The organism is Aeromicrobium sp. CF3.5 (assembly GCF_051262695.1).
Lineage (GTDB): Bacteria > Actinomycetota > Actinomycetes > Propionibacteriales > Nocardioidaceae > Aeromicrobium.
Genome location: NZ_JBIMEZ010000006.1, coordinates 1 through 22,009, shown reverse-complemented (window position 1 = coordinate 22,009; position 22,009 = coordinate 1). Strand labels below are relative to the sequence as shown.

Annotated in this window: 22 protein-coding genes; 1 reads left to right on the top strand and 21 read right to left on the bottom strand. The window is 68.8% G+C overall.

Annotation, left to right across the window (positions count from 1 at the left end):
- Nucleotides 1-34: 34 nt before the first annotated feature.
- The 21 genes from ACHAA3_RS11845 to ACHAA3_RS11745 form a co-directional block, all read right to left on the bottom strand.
- Nucleotides 35-436, bottom strand: coding sequence for a TraR/DksA family transcriptional regulator (locus ACHAA3_RS11845; RefSeq protein WP_435709223.1), 402 nt, complete (start codon nucleotides 434-436; stop codon nucleotides 35-37).
- Between the two features lie 170 nt (nucleotides 437-606).
- A complete protein-coding gene (locus ACHAA3_RS11840; protein WP_435709222.1) occupies nucleotides 607-1,410 on the bottom strand; it encodes a DivIVA domain-containing protein in 804 nt (267 codons plus the stop codon).
- A gap of 146 nt (nucleotides 1,411-1,556) precedes the next feature.
- Entirely contained in the window at nucleotides 1,557-1,850 is a 294-nt protein-coding gene (locus ACHAA3_RS11835) for a YggT family protein (RefSeq protein ID WP_435709221.1), read from the bottom strand.
- 3 nt (nucleotides 1,851-1,853) lie between these two features.
- The gene (locus ACHAA3_RS11830) at nucleotides 1,854-2,372 is read right to left on the bottom strand and encodes a cell division protein SepF (RefSeq protein ID WP_435709220.1); all 519 of its coding nucleotides are present in this window, start codon (nucleotides 2,370-2,372) and stop codon (nucleotides 1,854-1,856) included.
- Nucleotides 2,373-2,418: 46 nt separating this feature from the next.
- Nucleotides 2,419-3,111 carry a YggS family pyridoxal phosphate-dependent enzyme gene (locus ACHAA3_RS11825; RefSeq protein ID WP_435709219.1) on the bottom strand — a complete coding sequence of 231 codons (693 nt, stop codon included), beginning with the start codon at nucleotides 3,109-3,111 and terminating at the stop codon, nucleotides 2,419-2,421.
- Nucleotides 3,108-3,836: a peptidoglycan editing factor PgeF gene (gene pgeF / locus ACHAA3_RS11820; RefSeq protein WP_435709218.1), complete on the bottom strand. Its 729-nt coding sequence runs from the start codon at nucleotides 3,834-3,836 to the stop codon at nucleotides 3,108-3,110. Before pgeF ends, ACHAA3_RS11825 begins: the two co-directional genes overlap by 4 nt.
- Before the next feature lie 34 nt (nucleotides 3,837-3,870).
- Nucleotides 3,871-5,133, bottom strand: coding sequence for a cell division protein FtsZ (gene ftsZ, locus ACHAA3_RS11815; RefSeq protein ID WP_435709217.1), 1,263 nt, complete (start codon nucleotides 5,131-5,133; stop codon nucleotides 3,871-3,873).
- 162 nt (nucleotides 5,134-5,295) lie between these two features.
- Complete coding sequence (locus ACHAA3_RS11810; RefSeq protein WP_435709216.1) at nucleotides 5,296-6,018, bottom strand: cell division protein FtsQ/DivIB; 723 nt, start codon at nucleotides 6,016-6,018, stop codon at nucleotides 5,296-5,298.
- The gene (murC, locus tag ACHAA3_RS11805; RefSeq protein WP_435709215.1) at nucleotides 6,015-7,424 is read right to left on the bottom strand and encodes a UDP-N-acetylmuramate--L-alanine ligase; all 1,410 of its coding nucleotides are present in this window, start codon (nucleotides 7,422-7,424) and stop codon (nucleotides 6,015-6,017) included. Before murC ends, ACHAA3_RS11810 begins: the two co-directional genes overlap by 4 nt.
- Nucleotides 7,421-8,497, bottom strand: coding sequence for an undecaprenyldiphospho-muramoylpentapeptide beta-N-acetylglucosaminyltransferase (murG, locus tag ACHAA3_RS11800; RefSeq protein ID WP_435709437.1), 1,077 nt, complete (start codon nucleotides 8,495-8,497; stop codon nucleotides 7,421-7,423). Before murG ends, murC begins: the two co-directional genes overlap by 4 nt.
- Before the next feature lie 5 nt (nucleotides 8,498-8,502).
- Nucleotides 8,503-9,726, bottom strand: a complete 1,224-nt coding sequence (gene ftsW, locus ACHAA3_RS11795; RefSeq protein ID WP_435709214.1) for a putative lipid II flippase FtsW — start codon at nucleotides 9,724-9,726, stop codon at nucleotides 8,503-8,505.
- Nucleotides 9,727-9,771: 45 nt separating this feature from the next.
- Nucleotides 9,772-11,268 carry a UDP-N-acetylmuramoyl-L-alanine--D-glutamate ligase gene (gene murD / locus ACHAA3_RS11790; RefSeq protein ID WP_435709213.1) on the bottom strand — a complete coding sequence of 499 codons (1,497 nt, stop codon included), beginning with the start codon at nucleotides 11,266-11,268 and terminating at the stop codon, nucleotides 9,772-9,774.
- Nucleotides 11,265-12,329: a phospho-N-acetylmuramoyl-pentapeptide-transferase gene (gene mraY, locus ACHAA3_RS11785; RefSeq protein ID WP_435709212.1), complete on the bottom strand. Its 1,065-nt coding sequence runs from the start codon at nucleotides 12,327-12,329 to the stop codon at nucleotides 11,265-11,267. The genes murD and mraY overlap by 4 nt, the downstream gene beginning before the upstream one ends.
- The gene (locus ACHAA3_RS11780) at nucleotides 12,326-13,690 is read right to left on the bottom strand and encodes a UDP-N-acetylmuramoyl-tripeptide--D-alanyl-D-alanine ligase (RefSeq protein ID WP_435709211.1); all 1,365 of its coding nucleotides are present in this window, start codon (nucleotides 13,688-13,690) and stop codon (nucleotides 12,326-12,328) included. The genes mraY and ACHAA3_RS11780 overlap by 4 nt, the downstream gene beginning before the upstream one ends.
- Nucleotides 13,691-13,701: 11 nt before the next feature.
- Nucleotides 13,702-15,201, bottom strand: a complete 1,500-nt coding sequence (locus ACHAA3_RS11775; protein WP_435709210.1) for a UDP-N-acetylmuramoyl-L-alanyl-D-glutamate--2,6-diaminopimelate ligase — start codon at nucleotides 15,199-15,201, stop codon at nucleotides 13,702-13,704.
- A gap of 149 nt (nucleotides 15,202-15,350) precedes the next feature.
- Complete coding sequence (locus ACHAA3_RS11770; protein WP_435709209.1) at nucleotides 15,351-17,129, bottom strand: peptidoglycan D,D-transpeptidase FtsI family protein; 1,779 nt, start codon at nucleotides 17,127-17,129, stop codon at nucleotides 15,351-15,353.
- A complete protein-coding gene (locus tag ACHAA3_RS11765; protein ID WP_435709208.1) occupies nucleotides 17,129-17,536 on the bottom strand; it encodes a hypothetical protein in 408 nt (135 codons plus the stop codon). The genes ACHAA3_RS11770 and ACHAA3_RS11765 overlap by 1 nt, the downstream gene beginning before the upstream one ends.
- Nucleotides 17,533-18,462: a 16S rRNA (cytosine(1402)-N(4))-methyltransferase RsmH gene (gene rsmH / locus ACHAA3_RS11760; RefSeq protein ID WP_435709207.1), complete on the bottom strand. Its 930-nt coding sequence runs from the start codon at nucleotides 18,460-18,462 to the stop codon at nucleotides 17,533-17,535. The genes ACHAA3_RS11765 and rsmH overlap by 4 nt, the downstream gene beginning before the upstream one ends.
- Nucleotides 18,463-18,740: 278 nt before the next feature.
- Nucleotides 18,741-19,190, bottom strand: coding sequence for a division/cell wall cluster transcriptional repressor MraZ (mraZ, locus tag ACHAA3_RS11755; protein ID WP_435709206.1), 450 nt, complete (start codon nucleotides 19,188-19,190; stop codon nucleotides 18,741-18,743).
- A gap of 235 nt (nucleotides 19,191-19,425) precedes the next feature.
- On the bottom strand, nucleotides 19,426-19,833 hold the full coding sequence (locus ACHAA3_RS11750; protein WP_435709205.1) for a DUF3040 domain-containing protein: 408 nt from the start codon (nucleotides 19,831-19,833) through the stop codon (nucleotides 19,426-19,428).
- A gap of 18 nt (nucleotides 19,834-19,851) precedes the next feature.
- Nucleotides 19,852-20,613 carry a class I SAM-dependent methyltransferase gene (locus ACHAA3_RS11745; protein ID WP_435709204.1) on the bottom strand — a complete coding sequence of 254 codons (762 nt, stop codon included), beginning with the start codon at nucleotides 20,611-20,613 and terminating at the stop codon, nucleotides 19,852-19,854.
- A gap of 74 nt (nucleotides 20,614-20,687) precedes the next feature.
- On the opposite strand from ACHAA3_RS11745, the gene ACHAA3_RS11740 reads away from it, so the two are divergent.
- Entirely contained in the window at nucleotides 20,688-21,995 is a 1,308-nt protein-coding gene (locus ACHAA3_RS11740) for a phytoene desaturase family protein (protein ID WP_435709203.1), read from the top strand.
- Nucleotides 21,996-22,009: the final 14 nt, after the last annotated feature.

Sequence of the window (22,009 nt, the reverse complement as noted above, 5' to 3'; positions counted from 1 at the left end):
GGAGGTACCCGGTTGGTCAGGGGACCTGCCGTGGTCAGTGGCGCTCTTCGCGCTTCTTGCACGGCATGCAGAGGGTGGCACGCGGGAACGCCATGAGCCGCATCTTGCCGATTGGCTCACCACAGGACTCGCACACGCCGTACGAGCTGTCATCGAGTCGGCGCAGTGCCTTCTCGGTCTGCAGCAGCAGCTCGCGCTGGTTGGCCGCCAGCGACATCTCGGCGTCGCGCTCGAGGCCCTTGGAGCCCACATCGGCCTGGTCGTTGCCCGCGCCGTCGACGTTGTCGCGCAGCAGGTCCTGCAGCCCCTTGGCCGAGATCGACAGCTCGCGCGTCAGGCGCTCACGGTCGGCTTCGAGCTCGGTGCGCACCTCGGTGGTCTCCGCGGCTGTCCACGGGTTCTCGTCGGCCAGCACCGCGAGCTTCGTCTTTGGCATGCCGGGAGATTAAACCCGCGATGCAGTGAACACAAATCGCCACTCCGTGGTGCTACTTGAACGTTCCCTGTCTGACTGCGTCGAAGGAGGCGTATCGGGCCCCGGACACGCAAGGACGCCCCCACCCAGCGTGCGGGTGGGGGCGTCCTCGACGACTGTTCAGACGTGACTCAGTACGAGTCCTCTTCGCCCAGGAGCGAACGCAGACGACGCGGGCCGGACTCGGCCGGTGCGGTGACCGGCTCGGAGTTGGTGCTCTCGTTCGCGGCGAGCTGGTCGAGCTGGCTCTGGAAGTAGTTCTTGAGCCGTGCCCGGTACTCACGCTCGTAGGCGCGCAGGTGCTCGACCTCGCGCTGGATCTCGTAGCGCTCGTGCTCGATCGTGGCCACGGCCTGCTGACGACGCTCGTTGGTCTCCTCATCGAGCTTCTGCGCGCGGATGCGGGCGTCGGTCTCGAGGCGATCGGCCTTGCCACGCGCCTCGTTGGTGAGACGCTCGGCCTTGGTGCGGGCCTCGCCAACCACGCGGTCGGCTTCTTCCTTGGCCGAGTCCATGAGCTGGTCGGCGTTGTTGGAGGCGATCTCGAGCAGACGAGCCGCAGCCGACGACGCATCGCCCATGCTGGGCCGCGGCGCAGGAGTCTCGGCCACGGCCACCGGGGCCGGGGTCTCGACGACTGGCTCGGGGGCGGGCTCCGGCTCGGGCTCGGGCTCGGGCTCCGGCGCCGCCTGCACGACGGGCTCGGGCTCGGGAGTGGGGGTCGGGTTCGACTCGAGGGCGGGGATCAGACCGGTGGCTTCACCGCTGGAGGCTGCGGCGACCTTGGCGCGCAGCTCCTCGTTCTCGACGGTGAGGCGCTCGAGCTCTGCCTCGACCTCATCGAGAAACTGATCAACCTCGCCCATGTCGTAACCCTCACGAAGACGGACGGGCGTGAAGCGCTTGTTGCGCACGTCCTCTGGCGTCAATGGCATTGATTCACCTCGGTAGTCGGAGCAGTCCTCGCGGACTATTGAGTGTTCAGCGTACTCTGCCGGGAGTCACTTCTGCCACATACGTCTCTGAACACGCACGAGCGCCCTGCAGACGCACTGCAATGACAGGGCCGGTCACGCGTCGGTCAGAAGATGGCGCGCACGACACCCATCAAGATGTACAGCGCGAACAGCAGGACCATGGGTGACAGATCCAGGGCTGCTCCGCCGAGCCTGATCGGCGGGATGACCCGGCGCAGGCTGCGCAACGGCGGATCAGTCACTGCGTAGATGCCCTCGGCCAGTACCGCGACCAGACCCGTGGGACGCCACGAACGGGCCAGCATGCGCACCCAGTCGAGCACGAAGCGGGCGAGCAGCAGCACGATGGCCACCCACAGGATGAACAGAAGGAAATTGCCGATGGCCTGGGTGGTCATGACTCAACTCTGATTGAAGAACCCGCCCGATGCCAAACGGTGCTTGTCCTCGTCTGTGACCGTGACGTTGGCCGGAGACAGCAAGAAGACCTTGGACGTGACCCGATTGATGGTGCCGTGCACCGCGAAGATGAGGCCGGCCGCGAAATCGACGAGCCGCTTGGCGTCGTCGTCATCGATCTCGGACAGGTTCATGATGACCGGGACGCCGGAACGGAAGTGCTCGCCGACGGTACGCGCATCGTTGTAGGTGCGCGGCGTGACGGTCTCGATGCGGGCGAAGTCGCTGGAGACGGACGCAGCACTGACCGGGGAGGCGGCAGGCCGACGCTCCTGACGGCGCTCGGAGCGACGCTCCTCGATGCTGGCCACGGGCGCGGGCCGCGAGGGCGCCGACTTGGCCGGCTCGGCGACAGCTCGCCCATCGTGGGGATCAGTGTCGTACTCCGTGTCGTACTCGTCGTACTCACCCTGCTCAACCAGGCCGAGGTACTCGCCGACCTTACGCATTGCGCCAGCCATGGGAACTCCGTGGTGTGTTAGATGTGACTAAATGACACTAGTGAGATTAGCCTGCGACGGGCCGATCTCCGAGTATCGAGCGCCCGACACGCAGGTGTGTCGCACCGGCGTGCACGGCATCTTCGAGGTCGGCGCTCATCCCGGCCGAGATCATGGCCGCACCGGGGTGTGTCTCGCGCAGCGTTGCACCGAGCGCGACCAGCTGGTCGAAGCATGGTCGAGGCTCGACACCGAGCGGCGCGACGGTCATGAGGCCGTCGAGGCGCAGGTGGTCGGCGCCGGCGATCAGGTCTGCCAGGTCGGCCACGGCGTCGGGAGTCACGCCCGATCGTCCGGGGTCGGTCGTGTCGAAGTCGACCTGGACGAGACACCCCAGCACCCGACCCGCCGACTCCGCGCCGCGGTCGAGCGACCGCGCCAGCTTGGCTCGATCGACGCTGTGCACCACGTCGGCGTACTGGGTGACCGCGCCGGCCTTGTTGGTCTGCAGCCCGCCCAGGAAGTTCCAGGTCAGCGCGGCGGCGACCTCGGCGTGCTTGTCACCGGCCTCGGGGTGGCGGTTCTCCCCCACCTCGGTGACACCGAGCTCGGCGAGGAGCTCGACGTCGGAGGCCGGGTAGGTCTTGGTGACGGCGATCAACGTGATCTCGTCCCGATCGCGGCCCGCAGCATCGCAGGCCGACTGGATCCGCTGCTCGGTCTCGGCCAGACCGGCCGCGATCTCGTCGCGGCGGCTCATCGCAGCACCACGATGCCACCGATGCGACCCGATGCCGTGCCCTGACGACGATAGGAGAACAGGTCGTGGTCGGTGATGGTGCAGGTGTCGGCACCGAGGTCGATCACCTCGACGCCCAGGTCGGTCAGCTGGCTGACCACTCCGGCGCCGACATCGACCGACGGGGTGCCCCAGGTGGTCGTGGACCGGGTGCCCGGAACCGCAGCCTCGACCTCGTCGGCCATCTGCTCGGGCACCTCGTAACAGCAGCCCCCGGCCCGTGGGCCGATCCAGGCCTGTACCAAGTCGGCTCCGCGGTCGCGCAGCGCGGAGACGAGCGCAGGCACGACACCGCCGACCATGCCGACGCGACCTGCGTGGGCCGCGCCCACCAGCCCGGTGTCGGGATCGGCCAGGAGCACCGGCACGCAGTCGGCGACCCGGACCAGCAGCGGGACCCCGATCTGGTCGGTCACCAGCGCATCGCAGACCGGCACGGTCCCCGAGCCGTGCGCTCGGATGGTGTCTGCGTACGCGACCTCGGCGCCATGGACCTGCGACATCGCATGCAGGCCCTCGACGCCGAGCTCCTCGGACAGAGCCGCGAGATTGCGCACGACGATGTCATCACCATCACCGGCCGAGCTGCCGAGGTTCAGCGAGGTGAACGGACCATCGCTGTGTCCCCCATGACGGTCGGTGAACGCCACCTCGACCTGCCCGGTCGATTCACGATGCCAGAACACGACCTCAGCCTACGTCTCGTGCCGCACGAACGACTCAGCGCAGAAAGTCCGGAACGTCGAGGTCGTCGTCGTAGTCGACCGACGGCGACTCGGGGAGCACAGCGCCGGACGGCGTGGACGAGTCGGACCGACGGTCCGCATCGCGACGCTCGGAGTCGCGACGTTCGGGCGCACCGAGGTCGCGGCGCGGCGAGTCGAGGTGCGGGTCCGGCGGATAGCTCGGGGCCGGACGCGCCGACGGCGGCGGGGGCGAGGACGACTGAGGCGGTGAACCCGCGGGAGCTGCCGCGGGCGGCTCGACCCTGTCGACCTCCTTGAGCAGGGCCGGCTGGTGGGCGTCGCGCGTCTTGGGCTCGCCGCCGTCGAATCCGGCAGCGATCACGGTGACCCGGACCTCGTCGCCCAGCGCGTCGTCGATCACCGCACCGAAGATGATGTTCGCCTCGGGGTGCACGGCGTCGGCCACGAGACCAGCGGCCTCGTTGATCTCGAACAGCCCGAGGTCGGACCCACCCGAGATCGACAGCAGCACGCCGCGGGCGCCCTCGATCGAGGCTTCCAGCAACGGGCTGGACACGGCGGACTCGGCAGCGATGGCCGAACGGTGCTCACCCCGGGCCGACCCGATGCCCATGAGCGCCGACCCCGCATCGGACATGACCGACTTGACGTCGGCGAAGTCGAGGTTGATCAGGCCGGGGGTGGTGATCAGGTCGGTGATGCCTGACACGCCCTGGTGCAGCACCTGGTCGGCCTGTCGGAAGGAGTCCAGCAGGCTGACGTTCGGATCGCTGATCGACAGCAGCCGGTCGTTGGGGATGACGATGAGGGTGTCGACCTCGTCGCGCAGCGCCTGGATACCGTCATCGGCCTGGTTGGAGCGATTGCGGCCCTCGAACTTGAACGGACGGGTGACGACACCGATCGTGAGCGCGCCGAGCGAGCGAGCGATGCGGGCCACCACGGGCGCGCCGCCGGTGCCGGTACCGCCGCCCTCGCCGGCGGTGACGAAGACCATGTCGGCGCCGCGGATGGCAGCCTCGATCTCCTCGGCGTGATCCTCTGCCGCCTGCTTGCCGATCTCAGGATTCGCGCCGGCGCCCAGGCCCCGGGTCGAGTCGCGACCGACGTCGAGCTTGACGTCGGCGTCGCTCATCAGGAGCGCCTGAGCATCGGTGTTGATCGCGATGAACTCGACGCCCTTGAGGCCGATCTCGATCATCCGATTGACGGCGTTGACTCCGCCGCCGCCAATGCCGACGACCTTGATCACCGCCAGATAGTTCTGGACCGCCATGGTGTGTGCCTCTCGAGGTAAAGCTGTGAAGTCTAACCCTCACGTTAAGGTTGATGATTATGTCAACCTCTCTGCATGGGACAGACGCTACGGGTGGGACGAAGCGTGCCGCTGCCGACACGCCGCGACGGTGGCCGCCGGGTCAATTGGTGTGCAGCTCACTTACTCGCGCGTCGTCGGCTGATCGGGTGCACTGACGTCGTACTGGCTGGCCTCGATGCCCAACAACGTGTCCAGCACCTCGAGCTTGCGAGCCGGTTCGGCCACGCTCCCCCACGTGACCGTGCGCCCCTCGGTCAGCCCGAGCTGCACCGAGTCCTTGCTGCCTGCCGTGATCAGGCGCAGCTGCTTGTTGAGAGCAGGATCGTCGCGCCGGATACGGTCCGCCACCCGCGCGACCGCCTCGAGGGTCTGCAATCGCTGTGCCGGTTCGTCGGCGGTGACCCTGGCCTCGATCAGCTTCGTCGGCTTCTCGTCATACGTGCGGAACTCGACACCGAAGCGGTCGACACCGCGGAACTCGCCATCGACGGACATCCAGGTGACAGCGGTCCGCTCGGTGATCTCGATGCTGACGGTGTGCGGCCACGAGCGCGAGACCTCGACCTCCTGCACGCGCGGCATCTTCTTGACCCGCGCCGTGATCCCGGTCAGGTCGATGCGGGCCAGGGGGCCGTCGAGCGGCACCTCGGCCACCTCGTCGACCTGCTTGGCCGACAAGGAGGTCAGACCTTCGACCTCGACCGAGCGCGCTGACAGGACCGAGGAGAACCACACGAGCCAGACCACGACGAGCGCCAGCACGAGGACGAGACCTGCCACGGCGAATCGGAACCAGCGGTGGCGGCGCAGGCCGAGCCGGCGCGCGGTGAACCGATCGTTCATGCCTGCTCCAGCAGGCCCAGGACCACCGGGCCCACCGTCGTGATGTCGCCCGCACCCAAGGTCAGCAGGAGATCACCCGCTCGCAGGCGGGGCACCAGCACCTCCGCCAGGCCCGTCACCGGACCGCCGACCGAGGCCCTCGCAGGATCCATGACCGTGGCGGCGGCGTCGACCACCAGTGCCGCGGTGACGGCCGGATCGGGGTCCTCGCGGGCCAGGTAGATGTCGGCCACCACGATCTCGTCGGCGGCGGCCAGCTCACGGCCCATGCGCTCGCCGTACAGACGGGTGCGACTGACCAGATGAGGCTGGAACGCCACGACCAGGCGATCGCCAGCCGCGATCGCGCGGGCCGCAGCGAGGTCGGCGGCGATCTCGGTGGGGTGGTGCGCATAGGAGTCGTAGACCCGCACGCCTGCGGCCTCGCCGAGCCGTTGCATGCGGCGTGCGGCCCCGGTGTAGTCAGACAGTCCCGCGGCCAGCTGGTGGGCCTCGTGCCCCAGCGCCAGGCCCGCGGCGAGGGCCAGCAGGGCATCGATCGCGTAGTGGCGTCCGGGCACAGCGAGCCGAACCTCGACCAACGGTGCCTCGTCGAGCAGCACCGTGAAGGTCGTGGACTCGGCCTCGACGCGCAGGTCGGTCCCCCGCACCCGGGCTGAGCTGTCAAAGCCTGCGGTCCACACGTCGACACCGGCCTGGGCGTGGACCGCCAGCGTTGCAGCGGCGGGGTCGTCGACCCCGAGGACCACGAAGTCGTCGACACCGCCGACGAAACGGGCGAAGGCGTCGGCGTAGGCCTGCTCGGTACCCCACTGGTCGAGGTGATCGGCGTCGACGTTGGTCACGATGGCGCCAGCCGGCGTGTAGACGAGAAAGGCACCGTCGCTCTCATCGGCCTCGGCCAGGACGACCTCACCGGTCCCCCGGCGGGCGTTGGTGCCCAGGCTGGCCACCTGCGCGCCGATCGCGAAGGAGGGATCGGCCCCGGCCGACTGCAGGGCGCAGGTCAGCATCGCGGTGGTGGTGGTCTTGCCATGGGTGCCGGCGACGGCCACGACGCGACTCCCGAGCAGCACGGACTGCAGTCCGGCCGAGCGGGGCCACAACCGCAGGCCGCGACCGATGGCCTCGAGGACCTCAGGATTGTCCTCGCGTACTGCCGTGGTCGCGATGACGGTGTCGACGCCGGCCAGGTGCGCAGCATCATGACCGACGTGGCAGGTGATGCCCTCGGCCCGCAGGGTCGCCAGCAACGGCGAGTCGGCCGCGTCGCTGCCGCTGACCTCGACGCCACCTTGCGACATCAGGCGCGCGATCGCCGACAGCCCCGCTCCCCCGATGCCGATGAAGTGGACTCGGCCGAGCTGGTCAGCAGGTGCGATGTGCTCAGGAACGTCGATCCTCACCGTGCTGCACCCGCGGCCATGATCATCTCGGCGAGCCGTTGGTCGGCGTCCCGCCGCACCAGGTCCGAGGCAGCGCTGGACATGGCGTCGAGGCGGGGAAGGTCGGTGATCAGAGGGACCACGACGTTGTCGACCCACGTCGACGTCAGTGCGGCGTCGTCGATCAGCAGGCCACCGCCAGCCTGCACGACCGGATGGGCGTTCAGCGCCTGCTCACCGTTGCCGTGCGGCAGGGGGACGAAGGCTGCCGGCAGGCCCACCGCGGCAACCTCGGTGACCGTGTTGGCGCCGGAGCGGCACACGATCAGATCGGCTGCGGCGTACGCCAGGTCCATCCGATCGATGAAGGATCGGATCACGTAGGGCGGACCGTCCGGCAACGGATCGATGGCGACCTCGTCGACCCGGCCTGCGGCGTGGAGCACCTGGATCCCTGCAGCAGCCAGGTCTCGGGCCGCGCCTGCGACGGCCTGGTTGATACGGCGAGCACCCTGGGAGCCCCCGGTGACCAGCAGGGTGGGCCGGTCCGGATCCAGTCCGAAGTGCTGCCGTGCCTCGGCGCGGACGGCGAGCCGGTCCAGCGACGAGATCTCGCGCCGGATGGGCAGACCGACGTACTGGCCGTGCCGCAGCGGAGTGTCGGGAAAGCTGGTGGCGACGTGCTCGGTGAACCGGGCTCCGAGCTTGTTGGCGATGCCGGGAACCGCATTGCCCTCGTGCACCACCAGGGGAATCTTGCGACGCCGGGCCACCAGGTAGGCCGGCACCGACACGTACCCACCGAATCCGCAGATGACGTCGGGGCGCACCCGATCGACGATCTCGCCGGTGGCCTTGACCGTCGCCCGCAACCGGCTCGGCACACGCGCCAGATCACCGTTGAGCCGGCGTGGCAGCGGGACCGGCGGCACCAGCTCGAGGCGGTGTCCCGCCGCGGGGATCAGGGTGACCTCGAGACCACGGGGTGTGCCCAGACAGGTGATGTCCACCCCGTCCTCGGCGAGCACCGCTGCGGTGGCCAGAAGGGGTGAGGTGTGCCCGGCGGTACCGCCGCCGGCGAGCAGGACACGCATGGTGCTCACGTGGCGCTTCGGGCGCGCCCGCGCGCCTTGGCGGCTCGACTGACCTGGAGGGCGCGTTGCGCACCGGGCTCGGTCTTGGCGCAGTTGAGCAGGACGCCCATCGCCACCAAGGTCACCAGGAGACTGGATCCGCCGTAGGACATCAGGGGCAGCGGGATGCCGATGACCGGGAGCAGGCCAAGCACCATGCCGACGTTGATCGCGGTCTGCGCCACGATCCAGATCGTGATGCCGGCCGCGACGTAGCGGGCGAAGGGATCGCGAGCTCGTGTCGCGATGCGGATCCCTGCGACGGCCAGCACCAGGAACAGCGACAGGACGACGAGGGTGCCCAACAGCCCCAGCTCCTCGCCCATGACGGCCAGGATGAAGTCGGTGTGCGCCTCGGGCAGGGCACCCCACTTCTGCCGGCTGCCGCCCAGACCGACACCCCAGAAACCTCCACGGGCCAGCGCCATGCTGGCGTGGATCGACTGGTATCCGGCGTTCTCCGGATCGGCCAACGGATTGGTGAAGTTCAGGAGACGGGCCACGCGGTGCGGGGCGGTCGCGACGAACAGCACGAGGAGCGCGAAGACACCCGCTCCCACCGCCGACATCTGGCGTGCCGGCAGGCCCGCCACCCACAGCATCCCGATGATGACCGAGAACAGCACCAGTGCGGTGCCGAGATCGCGCTGGAGCACCACGAGCATCGTGATGGTCATGGTGATCGGCACCATCGGCAGCAGGATCAGCCGCGGCGTCTGCATGGCCTTGGCGTGCGAGGCGAACCAGTGTCCGATCCACAGGACGACGGCGAGCTTCGCGAACTCCGAGGGCTGCAGCATGAACCCGCCGAACAGCGGGATCCAGTTCTTGTTGCCGCGGATCTCGACGCCGAGAAAGAAGGTGGCGACCACGAGGCCCACCGAGACCAGCAGGACCGGTGTGACGAGGCGGCGCATCGTCGCCAGCGGCATGCGGGCCGCGACATAGGCGCCACCGAGTCCGAGGACGGCGAACATCGCCTGGCGAATGAAGACCGAGTAGGTGTTGCCGGTGCCGCCATTGGCCATGCGGGCGTAGACCGAGCTGGCGCTCAGGACCATGATCAGACCAAGTCCCAGGAGCAGCGCCGTGGCACCGAGCACCAGCTGGTACGAGGCCAACGGACGCTCGAGAAGTCGTCGAACATTCTCGACGATCGCCGGAGGTCGACGCTCGGCCGTCGTGGTCATCGTGTGCTCATCGCGGTCTGGGTCCAATCATGGGGGAAGGAGGACTCAGGACGTGGTCTGCCACCTGGCGACCGCGGCAGCGAAGCTGTCACCGCGGGCGGCGTAGTTGGCGAACTGGTCCATGGAGGCACATCCCGGGGCCAGCAGCACCGTGTCGCCGGGCTGGGCGAACGATGCGGCGACCTCGACGACGCGATCCATGGGATCAGTGTCACCGACCTCGACCTCGACCACGGGCACATCTGGCGCGTGTCGGGCCAGCGCCTGCGCGATGACGTCGCGATCGACGCCGATCAGCACCACGGCTCTGAGCCGGTCGGCCACCTCGAGCACCAGGTCGTCGAAGCTCGCTCCCTTGGCCAGTCCCCCGGCGATCCAGACCGCCCTCCCCTCGGCCACCGGCACGCTGTTCAGCGAGGCCAACGCGGCGTGTGCGTTGGTGGCCTTGGAGTCGTCGACCCATCGGACGTCGTCGACGACGGCGATCTCGGCGATGCGGTGGGCGTCGGGGACGAAGGCCTGCAGGCCGTCGCGGACCGCACGGGGCGAGACCCCGTGGGCGCGGGCCAGGGCCGCTGCGGCCAGCGCATTGGCGATCAGGTGCGGTGCTGGGTTGGTGCCCAGGTCCGAGACGTGTCCGAGCTCTGCGGCGGTGGAGACACGTTCGGTGACGTAGGCGCGATCGGCGAGGATCCCGTCGACGACACCGAGCATGCTGAGTCCGGGGACTCCGAGGGTGAAGCCGATGGCGCGACAGCCCTCGACGACGTCGGCCTCGGCGACCAGCTGCTCGGTCGTGGGGTCGTCGACGTTGTAGACGCAGGCGATCTGCGTGCGCTCGTAGATGCGTGCCTTGTCGGCGGTGTAGTGCTCGAGCCCGCCGTGCCAGTCCAGGTGGTCCGGCGCAACGTTCAGCACGGCGCTGGCCTGCGCAGACATCGAGTGGGTCCAGTGCAGCTGATAGCTGGACAGCTCGACGGCCAGCACGTCGGCCGGGTCGTCGGTGTCCATGACCGCTTCCACGACGGGTCGGCCCACGTTGCCGACGGCCTGGGCGTTGAGACCCTCGGCACGCAGGATCTGCTCGAGCATCTGGACCGTCGTGGTCTTGCCGTTGGTGCCGGTGACCACGAGCCACGGCGCCGCGTCGTCGGCGCGCACCCGCCAGGCCAGCTCGACCTCGCTCCAGACCGGTACGCCCCGATCGAGAGCTGCTGCGATCAACGGAGCTGACGGTCGCCATCCCGGAGAGACGACCACGACATCGACGTCATCGGGGAGCTCGGTGGTGCTTCCCGCACCGAGGCGAAACTCCACGCCGAAGACCTCGAGGAGCTCGACCTTCTCGACCCATCCCTGGTCGGGTCGGGCCGCGTCGGGATCGTCGCGGGGGGTCTCGTCGACCACCAGCACCGAGGCACCGAGATGCTGCAGGGTGTCGGCGGCTGCATACCCGCTGACACCGAAACCGGCGACGACCGCACGGACACCGGACCACGAGGAGCTCCGCCCCAAGGCGTCCAGCTCTGGGGCACCGGTCATATGCCGGAGACCCACTCCCAGTAGAAGATGCCGAGTGCGGTCACGACGCACAGCCCGCTGATGATCCAGAACCGCACCACGATGGTGATCTCGGCCCAGCCGAGCAGCTCGAAGTGGTGCTGCAACGGAGCCATGCGGAAGATGCGTTTGCCGCCGGAGATCTTGAAGTATCCGACCTGCAGGATCACCGACGCCGTGATCGCGACGAACAGACCACCGAGCACGATGAGCAGGAGCTCGGTGCGAGTCATCATGGCAAGGCCGGCCATGGCGCCGCCGAGGGACAGTGAGCCGGTGTCGCCCATGAAGATCTTGGCCGGCGACGCGTTCCACCACAGGAAGCCGAAGCAGGCGCCGGTCAGTGCCGAGGCGACCACGGCGAGATCGAGCGGATCGCGGACCTCGTAGCACTTGGGTCCGGGGAAGGACGAGCAGTTCTGGTTGCTCTGCCAGATGTTGATGACCACGAAGGCACCGAACACCATGACCGAGGCGCCGGTGGCCAGGCCGTCGAGTCCGTCGGTCAGGTTCACCCCGTTGCTGGTGCCGGCGATCAGCAGCAGCACCCAGATCACGATGACGAAGGAGGGAAGGGACCAGCCCGGGATGTCGCGGGTGAACGAGATCGAGTTGGTGATGACGCTGCGCCCCGTGTCGTCGGACAGGTTGAGGGCGGCGATCGCGAAGATCAGGCCGACGACCACCTGGCCGATGAACTTGGCCTTGCTGCGCAGACCGAGGTTGCGTTGCTTGCTGATCTTGATGAAGTCGTCGAGGAAGCCGATCGCGCCCAGCCCGACGAACAGGAACAGCAGCAGCAGCGCGGAGGCGCTGGGCACGAAGCCGGTGAGCAGCTTGGCCAGGAGATACCCGAACACCACCGACACGATGATGACCAGGCCACCCATGGTGGGCGTGCCGCGCTTGGTGTGGTGCGAGGTGGGGCCGTCGTCGCGGATCAGCTGCCCGTAGTTGCGCGCCACCAGGACGTTGATCGCCACGCGGGTGCCCAGCAGGGTGCCCAGCAGTGCGAATCCGCCCGCGAACAGGATCGCCATCATGGTGCGTGCGCTCCTCGTGTCGGGGCCAACAAGGCGTCGACGACTCGCTCGAGCCGACAACCTCTAGATGCTTTCACAACCACCACATCGTCTGGCGTCAGCCACGCGGACAGTGTGTCGACCGCCACATCGACGTCGGCGACGACGGTGGCGATGTCACCGGCACCGTCGGCGATCGCCGCGGCCCCCTGGCCGACCACCAGGATGCGGTCGTAGCCGAGATCGCGGGCCAGCCGGCCGATGTCCTCATGGGCTCGGGTCGAGATCGCACCGAGCTCGAGCATCTCCCCCAGCACCGCCAGGTGGCGGCGGCGGTCAAGGCCTGCCACGGCCCGCAACGCCGCTGCCATCGACTCGGGATTGGCGTTGTAGGCATCGTTGATGACCAGGAGTCCGTCGTCGCGGGTGGTGCGAGCCATCCGCATCGGCGACGTGGCTGCGACCGAGGACAGACTGCGGACCACGTCGCCCAGGTCGAGCCCGAGGGCGAGCGCGGCTGCGGCTGCAGCGGCCGCGTTGATCGCGTGATGGGCACCGACCTGCGGGATGTGCACCGGCTCCGACCGAGCCCCGTGGGTCAGGGTGAAGTCCGGCTCTCCGGAGGCGTCGAGGGCGACGGGCCCGAGGGCGACGTCGCCGCCGACACCGAAGGTCGTGACCTCGGCCGCGGTTCTCTGAGCCATCGCGGCCACCCGAGGGTCATCGGCGTTCAGCACCGCCGTGCCGGTGACCGACAGCGCCTCGACGAGCTCGCCCTTGGCCACGGCGATGGCGTCGGTGGAGCCGAACTCGCCGACGTGGGCCGTGCCGACGTTCAACACCACCCCAACGGTCGGTGGGGCGATGCGGCACAACACCTCGATGTGCCCGATGCCGCGTGCCCCCATCTCCACCACCACGAACCGGGTTTCGGCGTCGAGCCGCAGGACGGTCAACGGAACACCGAGCTCGTTGTTGAACGACCCCACGGGAGCGACGGTGGGTCCGGCGCCGGTCAGCACGTGGGCGAGCAGATCCTTGACGCTGGTCTTCCCCTGCGATCCGGTGATCGCGACGACATCGGCTGCGGAGTGCTGCAGCTGGTGCCGGGCCAGCAGGCCGAGGGCGGCGGTGACGTCGGCCACCACGATGCAGGGGCCCTCGACGCTGCGGGATCCGAGGGTCGCGGCGGCGCCGAGCTCGCGGGCCGTCGCTGCGAAGTCGTGGCCATCGACGTGCTCGCCGGCCAGCGCGGCGAACAGGACGCCCGGCCCCGCGCCGCGAGAGTCGATGACCACGGACGTGACCACCTCGTCACCTGGGGTCCCCGACAGATCTCCGCCGACCACCGCGGCGATGTCAGCCAGATTCATCTCGATCATGAGCAGGTCTCCTACCGACTCGCCTCGATCAGCTCCGCGAGCACGGAGCGGTCGTCGAACTGGTGGACCGTGCCTGCGATGTCCTGGCCGGTCTCGTGCCCCTTGCCGGCCACGACCACGGTGTCGCCCAGATGAGCCAGGGTGACCGCATGGGCGATGGCGTCGCGTCGCCCCGCGACCTCGACGACCAGTCCGGGGCCAGCCTCGGCGCCGGCGACGATCTCTCGGCGGATCGCGGCCGGATTCTCGCTGCGGGGGTTGTCGTCGGTGACGATCGTGATGTCGGCGGCAGCAGCTGCAGCCGATCCCATGAGAGGCCGCTTGCCATGGTCGCGGTCTCCCCCGGCACCGAGCACGACGATCAGTCGACCCGCCGTCACGGGGCGCAGCGCGGCCAGGACTGCGGTGACGGCGTCTGGCTTGTGGGCGTAGTCGACGATGGCGGTGAAGTCCTGCCCTGCCTCGATGCGCTCCATGCGCCCCGGAACTCCGACCGATGCGGCGATGCCGGCCGCGAGGGCCGCATGATCGCGGCCTGTCGTCGCGAGGGCGACCAGGGCCGCCATCGCGTTGGAGACGTTGAACACCCCGGCGAGGGGCACCTGCAGCTCGAAGACGGCGCCGTCGGGGCCCACGACCTCCAGGTCGGTGCCCAGCCGGTGGGGGCGCACGTTGACCGCACGCCAGTCGGCGGCCGCTCCTTCGGAGGAGAATGTGGTGACCGGCAAGGGGGTCAGCTCGACCAGTCGCCGGCCATGGGCGTCGTCGACGTTGATGACGGCGTGACGGGCGTGCTCTGCGGTGAACAGTGCCGCCTTGGCCAGGAAGTACTCCTCGACGGTGTGGTGGAAGTCGAGGTGGTCGCGGCCGAGGTTGAGAAACACGGCGACATCGAAGGCGAACCCGTCGACCCGGCCCTGCACGAGCGCGTGGCTGGACACCTCCATGGCGCAGACCTCGACCTCTTCTTCGACCATCACCGCGAACAGTGCCTGCAGCTGCGGGGCTTCTGGCGTGGTGAGCGCCGAAGCGGCCGGCACGCCGGCAACCCGCGTGCCGATGGTGCCGACGACGGCCGACGGGAATGGAGCGACCGCCGCTTCGGCCAGGTACGTGGTGGTGGTCTTGCCCTGGGTCCCGGTGATGCCGACCGTGGTCATCGAGTCGGCCGGGTGCCCGTAGAGATGGACGCTGAGATCGGCCAGGCGAGAGCGCGGTGCGTCGACGACGAGCACGCACCCCTGCGCGATCCGTGCAGCGCCCTCCGCGTCGGTGAGCACCGCCACCGCGCCGGCCTCGAAGGCCTGCTCGGCGAAGTCGGCGCCGTGGCTGCGGGCCCCTGGGAGGGCGGCGTAGAGGTCACCGGGCTCGATCTGTGCCGTGTTGAGCGCAACACCGGTGACGACGATCTGAGCCGCGCCCTCCGGCGCCTCGACGAGCAGGAACTCCGCCAGCTCGGCCACGGTCCACCGGGGCGCCACCGTGGGCCTCATCCGCATCGTCTCGCTCATCTCCCAAACCTATCTGTCATCAAGGGTGCCGCCGGCAGCCGAGCCGATCTCGGCTCAGCAACCCACGACCCGACCACTGGTCCGAGCGAAGCGAGGACTGACGGGCAGCGGCGAAGCCGCGACCGAGTGCGAGGCACGAGCACGCCCCGTCACCACGTCTGAGGGACCTTGGGGCTCTTGGCTCCCGTGGGCGCGACGCCGAAGCGCTCCAGGGCCATCGACATCACGTCCTTGAACACCGGCGCGGCCGTCGAGCCGCCTCCGGCGCTGCTGACCGGCTTGTCGAGCACGACGTACGTCAGGAATCGGGGTGCGTCGGCGGGAGCGAATCCCATGAAGGACACGGTGTTCTGGCCGCGGATGTAGCGACCGGTGTCGGGGTCGACGCGCCAGGCGGTTCCGGTCTTGCCCGCGACGCGGTATCCCTCGATGGCTGCGGCAGGTGCGGTGCCGTCGGGCGCCGTGACGGCTTCCATCATGCGAGTGACCGTCTTGGCGGCTCCTGCGGAGACGACCTGGTCCGTGCCGGACGTGTCGGCGACCTTGTCCGAACCGTCAGGGCCGCTGATGTCACTGACCACCGAGGGCGTGCACATCGATCCGCCGTTGGCGATGGCGCCGACTGCACGCATCATCTGCACGGCAGTGACCGAGATGCCCTGGCCGAACGAGATCGTCGCGTGATTGGCCTTGGTCCAGTCCTTGCCGGGCTTGAGGATGCCGGCGGACTCACCGGGCAGGCCGAGGCCGGTCCTGGTGCCGAAGCCGAACTTGTCCAGATAGCCGTACATCTCGGTGTCGCTCATCTGGTTGGCCGCCACGATGGTGCCCAGGTTCGAGGACTTCGCGATGACGCCGGCGGCCGTGAGCTGCAGCTGGCCGTGCTCCCAGTAGTCTCCGATCGGGAACTTGTCGATGACCATCTTCGGCGGCACCACGATGGGGGTGTCAGCGGCGATCTTGCCCTGGTCGGCGAGCGCGGCCATCGTGATGACCTTCATGACAGATCCGGGCTCGAACACGTTCTGCACACCGTGCGAGACGGTGTTGGACTCCTGCATTCCGGTGCGCTGGTCAGGGTTGAACGTGGGCGACTGCGACATCTGGACGATCTGGCAGGTCTTGACGTCCATCGTGATGGCGAGTCCCCAGCTGGACTCGGACTCACGCACGGCTTCGGCGAGTCGCTCATCGGCGTAGTACTGCAGGTCGCGGTCGATCGTGGTCGTGACGTCACGCCCGGGCACCATCTCCTCGATCGTGGAGTCGCCCATCGGGATGCGCTCGCCGGACTGGGAGACCTCATAGGTGCTCTGACCGTCGTGCCCGGTGAGCTCGTCGTCGTACTGACCCTCGAGGCCTGAGACGCCCTTGCCGGCTGCGTTGGTGTAGCCGATCAGGTTGGCGGCCAGCGATCCACCGGGGTAGCTGCGCAGGGTCTGCTTCTCGCTGAACACTCCGGGCAGCCCGGCTTCGGAGACTGCTTCCAGTGCCTTCTTGGCGGTCCAGGCGGGGACGTCCTTGGCGAGGTACACGAAGCGGGAGTCCGGGGTTCGCAGCGTGTCGATCAGGTCGAAGTAGTCGAGGTCGAACGCGGGGTCGGCGCCCAGCTCCTGACGCAGCAGCCGCGCGATCTGCGGGGCGTTCTCGGCGGTCATGCTGGGATCGGCGGTCAGGGTCAGGGCGGCGACGCTGGTGGCGAGCTCCTCACCGTTGCGGTCGAGGACGGCACCGCGCGGGGCCGGGACGATGGTGCTGGCCGTGCCGGCGTCGACGGCCATGGCGGCGTAGGCGCTGGCGTCGACCCCCTGGATCTGGAAGAGCCGCACGCCGAAGATGAGGAACAGGCCGACGACCAGCACCATGCAGGTGCGCAGCCGACGGCGGCTGATCTGCAGGCGGCCGGGCTGGGTGGGAGTGGAGCTCATCAGTTCTCCTTCTCGGCCGGTGCGGGCTTGCCCAGGACCTTGCCATCGCTCAGGCGCAGGAACGCCGGGTTGGTGTTGCGCACCATGCCGAGCTCGCCGGCACGATCAGCCACGGTGCCGGGGCTGAGCAGCAGGTCCACCTCTCGCGACAGTGCCTGCTGCTGGGTCTGCAGGTCGGCGATCTCGCGATCGAGGGCTGCCTGCTCGAAGGACTGGGACTGCAGGACCGTGCTGCCCACGATCAGGCCGACCAGGCCGATCGAGAGCACGGTCAGGACGACGACGACGAAGGGCGCACGACGCGCCCTGCTCTGGACGGGACGCACCAGGCGGAGGCCGACCTCCCGGACGTCGGCCTGCACCGCTGCCCAGGTGGGGTGGCCGTTGCGGGACGGAAGTGCACTCACGAGGCGATCCTCTCGACGCAGCGCAGTCGCACTGACGTGGCTCGGCGGTTCTGCTCGATCTCGACCTCGGATGCCTGCTCCGCACCGCGGGTGACGAGGCGGAAGCGCTCGCGGTGGTGCTCAGGCACGACCGGGACTCCCGGGGGCACGTCGGTGGTGGTGGCTGTGGCGAACACGCGCTTGGTGATCCGGTCCTCCAGCGAGTGGTAGGCCATGACGACGATCCGTCCGCCGGGAGCGAGGATCTCGAGGGCGTCCGGCAGGGCGCGACGATAGGCGCCCAGCTCGTCGTTGACCTCGATGCGCAGCGCCTGGAAGGTCCGCTTGGCCGGATTTCCGCCGCGGCGGCGCGCCGGCGCGGGGATGCACGCACCGATCAGCTCGACGAGGGGGCCGTTGGTGGTGAACGGCTCCTCGGCGCGGCGGTCGGCCACGGCCACCGCGATGCGTCGGGCGAACTTCTCCTCGCCGTACTCGCGCAGCACCCGGGCGAGGTCGCGCACCGAGTACGTGTTCAGGACGTCGGCGGCGGTGAGGTCGTCCTCGGGGTTCATCCGCATGTCCAGGGGGGCGTCCTGGGAGTAGGCGAATCCACGCTCGGCCATGTCGAGCTGCATGGAGGAGACGCCGAGGTCGAACAGCACGCCGTTGACCGTGTCGAAACCGGCCTCGCTCACTGCGGTCGCAATCTCGTCGTAGACCGCGTGGACGAAGGTGACACGACCCTCGAAGGGGGCCAGACGCTGCGCTGCACGCGCCAGCGCCTCGGGATCACGGTCGATGCCGACGACGTGCAGGTCGTCGAAGCGGCGCAGCAGGGCCTCGGTGTGTCCACCGAGGCCGAGCGTGGCGTCGACGATGACCGGCGACCCTGACGTGGTGGTCGGCTCGAGCAGATCGATGCAGCGTTCCAGCAGAACTGGCACGTGCGCGCTCACAGGACACCCACCAGCAATGACAGGGCTGCAGCACACAGGACCGAGGTGCCCAGGGAGAACGCCATGAGGACCAGGCCGTCGGAGACCTCGTGCCGTACGCGCTTGGTGCGATGCATTTCCTGCCCCTGACGTGCTTTCCGTGTGATGTGGGTCGTGCTGCGCTGTGCCGTGAAGCCAGATCCGCGACCGAGTGGGTCTGGCACCGGGGAAGTGGTGTCAGAACCACACGGGCACAGATCAAGCTGCGCGGTGGGTGCGTGGTGCGGTCAGAAGATGCCGGGCATCACTTCTTCGGTCATGTCGGCGAAGGGTCCTTCCTGGCTGGCCTGGAACTCGTCCCATCGGGTGCTGTCCCAGATCTCGATGCGGTCCATGGCCCCGACGACCGTGCAGGCACGATCCAGACCGGCCCAAGTGCGCAGCACGGTCGGCACCGAGACGCGACCCTGCTTGTCCGGCATCTCCTCGCTCATGCCGGAGAAGAACATGCGCACGAAGTTGCGCGATCCGGCGTGGGTGAAGGGCAGCTGGCGGACGCGGGAGCTGAACTCTCCGAAGTCCTCCGGGGTCCACCCGTAGATGCAGTTCTCCTGCCCGCGGGTCAGCACGATGCCTCGCTCGAGGCGAGCGCGAAATCGGGCCGGCAACGTGAGGCGACCCTTCTCGTCGAGACGAGGGGTGTAGGTGCCGAAGAACGTCGTGACATCCGGGTTCACCTTCTTCCTCCTCGATCTGCACGCTTGTGCCCGTTTCCCCCATTTGTCCCCACTGTACTCCACCCTCCCCCACTGTCAACGCAAAAAGTGGAGTGTCGCCTGCCATTTCAGGCAGGTTTGTCCCCACGGCCGGGCAGGCGTGTCAGAGCGAGAACGCCTCTGGGGCATGAAAAAACCGCCCCCGTCGATGACGGTGGGCGGTTTTGGGTGACGCGGTGGGGCGAAGTGGTGGAACCTAGCGGTCGTCGCCGTCCTGGCGGCGCTGCCAGCGCTCTTCCATGCGGTTCACGAAGGAGCCGCCGGACTTGGCCTGCTTGGCCTTGGCCGGGCCGGGCGAGCGACCCGAGGACGTCTCGGCCTGATCAGCCCCGCCGATCCCGCTCTTCCACGCCAGCGCGAACACGTATCCGGCTGCGAGCATCCCCACGAATCCGATGATGCCCAGCCAGGTGTACGCCAGCACGGCGCCTGCGAACATGACGCCCAGACCGACGAGGAATCCCAGGCCGGCCAGCACGGCGACACGCCGGTTGTGGGCCAACAACTTGGACCCGCGCAGCGTCGAGGCAAACTCCGGATCCTCGGCAGCCAACGACTGCTCGAGCTGTTGCAGCATGCGTGCTTCTTCGTCGGACAACGGCACGGTTGTCGCCTCCTGGGTCTAGTACTGAGACAAGTCTAGGCGGGCAATCAACTGCAAGCCACCCGACCATGCTGTGAAGTCGCCATGATCTGCCACCAGCCGCTCTAGGGCGAACAGAGCCTCTCTGGCGCCGGGCTGGATGTCGACCAGTGCGCTGGGCACCAGATCGGTGAAGGCACGCAGGCCGCGGGTCCTGACGCCGCTGAGCCCATGCGTGCTGAGCAGGTCGTCGAGCTCGGTCGTGGTGAAGCGGCGTGGACCCATCTCGCGCAGGTTCCAGCTGGCGAGATCCGCCTCGTACATGCGCGTGGCAGACCTGAAGTCGCCGGCCAGTGCGCGGGCCACCACGCCGGCGAGGCGGCCGGCCACCACGACACTCGCGTGACCTCCGGGGCGCAGGGCGGAGGCCACGACGCCCATGGCCTGGTCGGGATCGTCGACGTGCTCGAGCACCCCGTGGCACAGCAGCAGGTCGAACGATCCCGGCTCGACGTGCTGCAGCAGGTCGGTCGTGTCGCCGAGCACACCGCGCACTCGGATGGGATGCTCCTGGCTCCGTACTGCCTCGGCCGCGCGTCGTTCCAGCGATGCCAAGGCATCGGGGCTGGGATCCACGACGGTCACGTCGTGTCCGTCGCAGGCCAGCCGGACTGCGTCTCCCCCGGTGCCTCCGCCGAGATCGAGCACGGCAAGAGGCGCCGCATCCTCGCCGTCGGCAGCTGCGGTCTGCACCGCATCCATGACGGCCTGCCACATCACTTCGGAGCGCACCGGACCCATGCCGACACTGTGACACAACCGAGGACGAACCTCGCCGCTCCGGTCGAGCGACAGACACGCGTTAGGGTTCGGCCGTGGCGAACATCGTGGTGGTCGGCGGAGGATTCGCGGGTATGTCGGCAGCAGCCCGTCTGGCCAAGCTGCGCCACGACGTCACCGTCCTGGAGGCGGGTCCGCACCTCGGTGGGCGTCTTCACGGGTATCGACCGAACCCCGAGGAGACGTCGAGCTGGCCGCTGGACGTCGAGACCGTGACGCTGCCGGGAGTCTTTCGCGACCTGTTCCGCAAGTCCGGCCGCACCCTGGAGCGCTCGCTCGAGATGACACTGACCCAGCCCCGGCGGCACCTGTTCCGCGGGGGCGAGCAGCTCGACCTCCCCTTCGGCGACCGCGCGCTGCAAAACGACGCGATCGCCTCGTCGCTGGCTCTCGAACCCGGTCTCCCCTCCCCCGCCGGCGAGTGGGCCGACTGGGTCGATGCGTGGCCCGATGCGTGGGACGTGCACCGTCGGCGCCTGCTCGATCGGGTCCCGTTGGGCCGAGCGGATCTGGACCGCGCGGCTCGTCGAACCCTGCGTGTGCGGCAGAGCATCTCACGACGCGTCGATCGCGATCTCGATGACGATCGTCTCGCCAAGCTGGTGCTCGACCCCCTGCGGCTGGAGGGACTCGACCGACGCACCACGCCGGCCTTCACCGCCGTCTCGCACTACCTGGACCGCACCTTCGGCCGATGGGCGTTCGAGGGTGGCTTCCCTGCCCTGGCCGAGGCACTGGAGACTCGGCTCGGAGAGCGCCGCGTCGCGGTGTGCCTCGATGAGTCTGCGCACGAGCTGGCCTTCACCGGGTCGGGCGCCAGCCGGACCGTCGCGGCGGTCGTCACCGACCGCCGCAGCCTCGACGCCGACCTGGTCATCTGGTGCGCACCCACCTGGCCGGGCGGGGTGCCCACTCCCCCGGGGCTGCCGGTGATCCCGGCGACGCGAACGCTCCTGACACTCTCCCCAGATGCTCCGATGCTGCCACCGGACGTGCTGCTGCACACCAATCCACCGTTGCGAGTGATCTCGGCCGCACCGGGGCGGTGCACCTTGGTGCACCTCGGTGGCGACGAGGACCCGGTGATCTCGATGGTGCGTGCCGGCCTCGACCTGCGCGAGCACGTCGTCGATCGGGTGACCCTCTCGCCGTCGGACCTGGTGCGCCTCGGCCACTGGGGGTGGGTCTGGAACGGGTGGTCCAGCCTCGACGACACACCTGGTGTCGGTCCACGACACGGCGTGCACTTCGCCGGCGCTCATGCCTGGTCCGGGGGCACTCCTGAGCAGATCGGCATGGCCACGGCGGCGATCGCCGCTGAGATCGGCGCAGTGCCCCGCTAGATGGCCGGGTACAG

What these genes read in the sequence shown, in the direction of transcription:
- ACHAA3_RS11825 (WP_435709219.1), bottom strand. Translation starts at nt 3,111, where the DNA reads ATGAGCCGCCGCGACGAGATCGCGGCCGGTCTGGCCGAGACCGAGCAG.
- ACHAA3_RS11835 (WP_435709221.1), bottom strand. Translation starts at nt 1,850, where the DNA reads ATGACCACCCAGGCCATCGGCAATTTCCTTCTGTTCATCCTGTGGGTG.
- mraY (WP_435709212.1), bottom strand. Translation starts at nt 12,329, where the DNA reads ATGATGGCGATCCTGTTCGCGGGCGGATTCGCACTGCTGGGCACCCTG.
- ACHAA3_RS11810 (WP_435709216.1), bottom strand. Translation starts at nt 6,018, where the DNA reads ATGAACGATCGGTTCACCGCGCGCCGGCTCGGCCTGCGCCGCCACCGC.
- ACHAA3_RS11840 (WP_435709222.1), bottom strand. Translation starts at nt 1,410, where the DNA reads ATGCCATTGACGCCAGAGGACGTGCGCAACAAGCGCTTCACGCCCGTC.
- ACHAA3_RS11775 (WP_435709210.1), bottom strand. Translation starts at nt 15,201, where the DNA reads ATGAGCGAGACGATGCGGATGAGGCCCACGGTGGCGCCCCGGTGGACC.
- ACHAA3_RS11770 (WP_435709209.1), bottom strand. Translation starts at nt 17,129, where the DNA reads ATGAGCTCCACTCCCACCCAGCCCGGCCGCCTGCAGATCAGCCGCCGT.
- ftsZ (WP_435709217.1), bottom strand. Translation starts at nt 5,133, where the DNA reads ATGGCGGTCCAGAACTATCTGGCGGTGATCAAGGTCGTCGGCATTGGC.
- ACHAA3_RS11745 (WP_435709204.1), bottom strand. Translation starts at nt 20,613, where the DNA reads ATGGGTCCGGTGCGCTCCGAAGTGATGTGGCAGGCCGTCATGGATGCG.
- ACHAA3_RS11845 (WP_435709223.1), bottom strand. Translation starts at nt 436, where the DNA reads ATGCCAAAGACGAAGCTCGCGGTGCTGGCCGACGAGAACCCGTGGACA.
- ftsW (WP_435709214.1), bottom strand. Translation starts at nt 9,726, where the DNA reads ATGACCACGACGGCCGAGCGTCGACCTCCGGCGATCGTCGAGAATGTT.
- ACHAA3_RS11780 (WP_435709211.1), bottom strand. Translation starts at nt 13,690, where the DNA reads ATGATCGAGATGAATCTGGCTGACATCGCCGCGGTGGTCGGCGGAGAT.
- ACHAA3_RS11830 (WP_435709220.1), bottom strand. Translation starts at nt 2,372, where the DNA reads ATGGCTGGCGCAATGCGTAAGGTCGGCGAGTACCTCGGCCTGGTTGAG.
- murG (WP_435709437.1), bottom strand. Translation starts at nt 8,497, where the DNA reads ATGCGTGTCCTGCTCGCCGGCGGCGGTACCGCCGGGCACACCTCACCC.
- murD (WP_435709213.1), bottom strand. Translation starts at nt 11,268, where the DNA reads ATGACCGGTGCCCCAGAGCTGGACGCCTTGGGGCGGAGCTCCTCGTGG.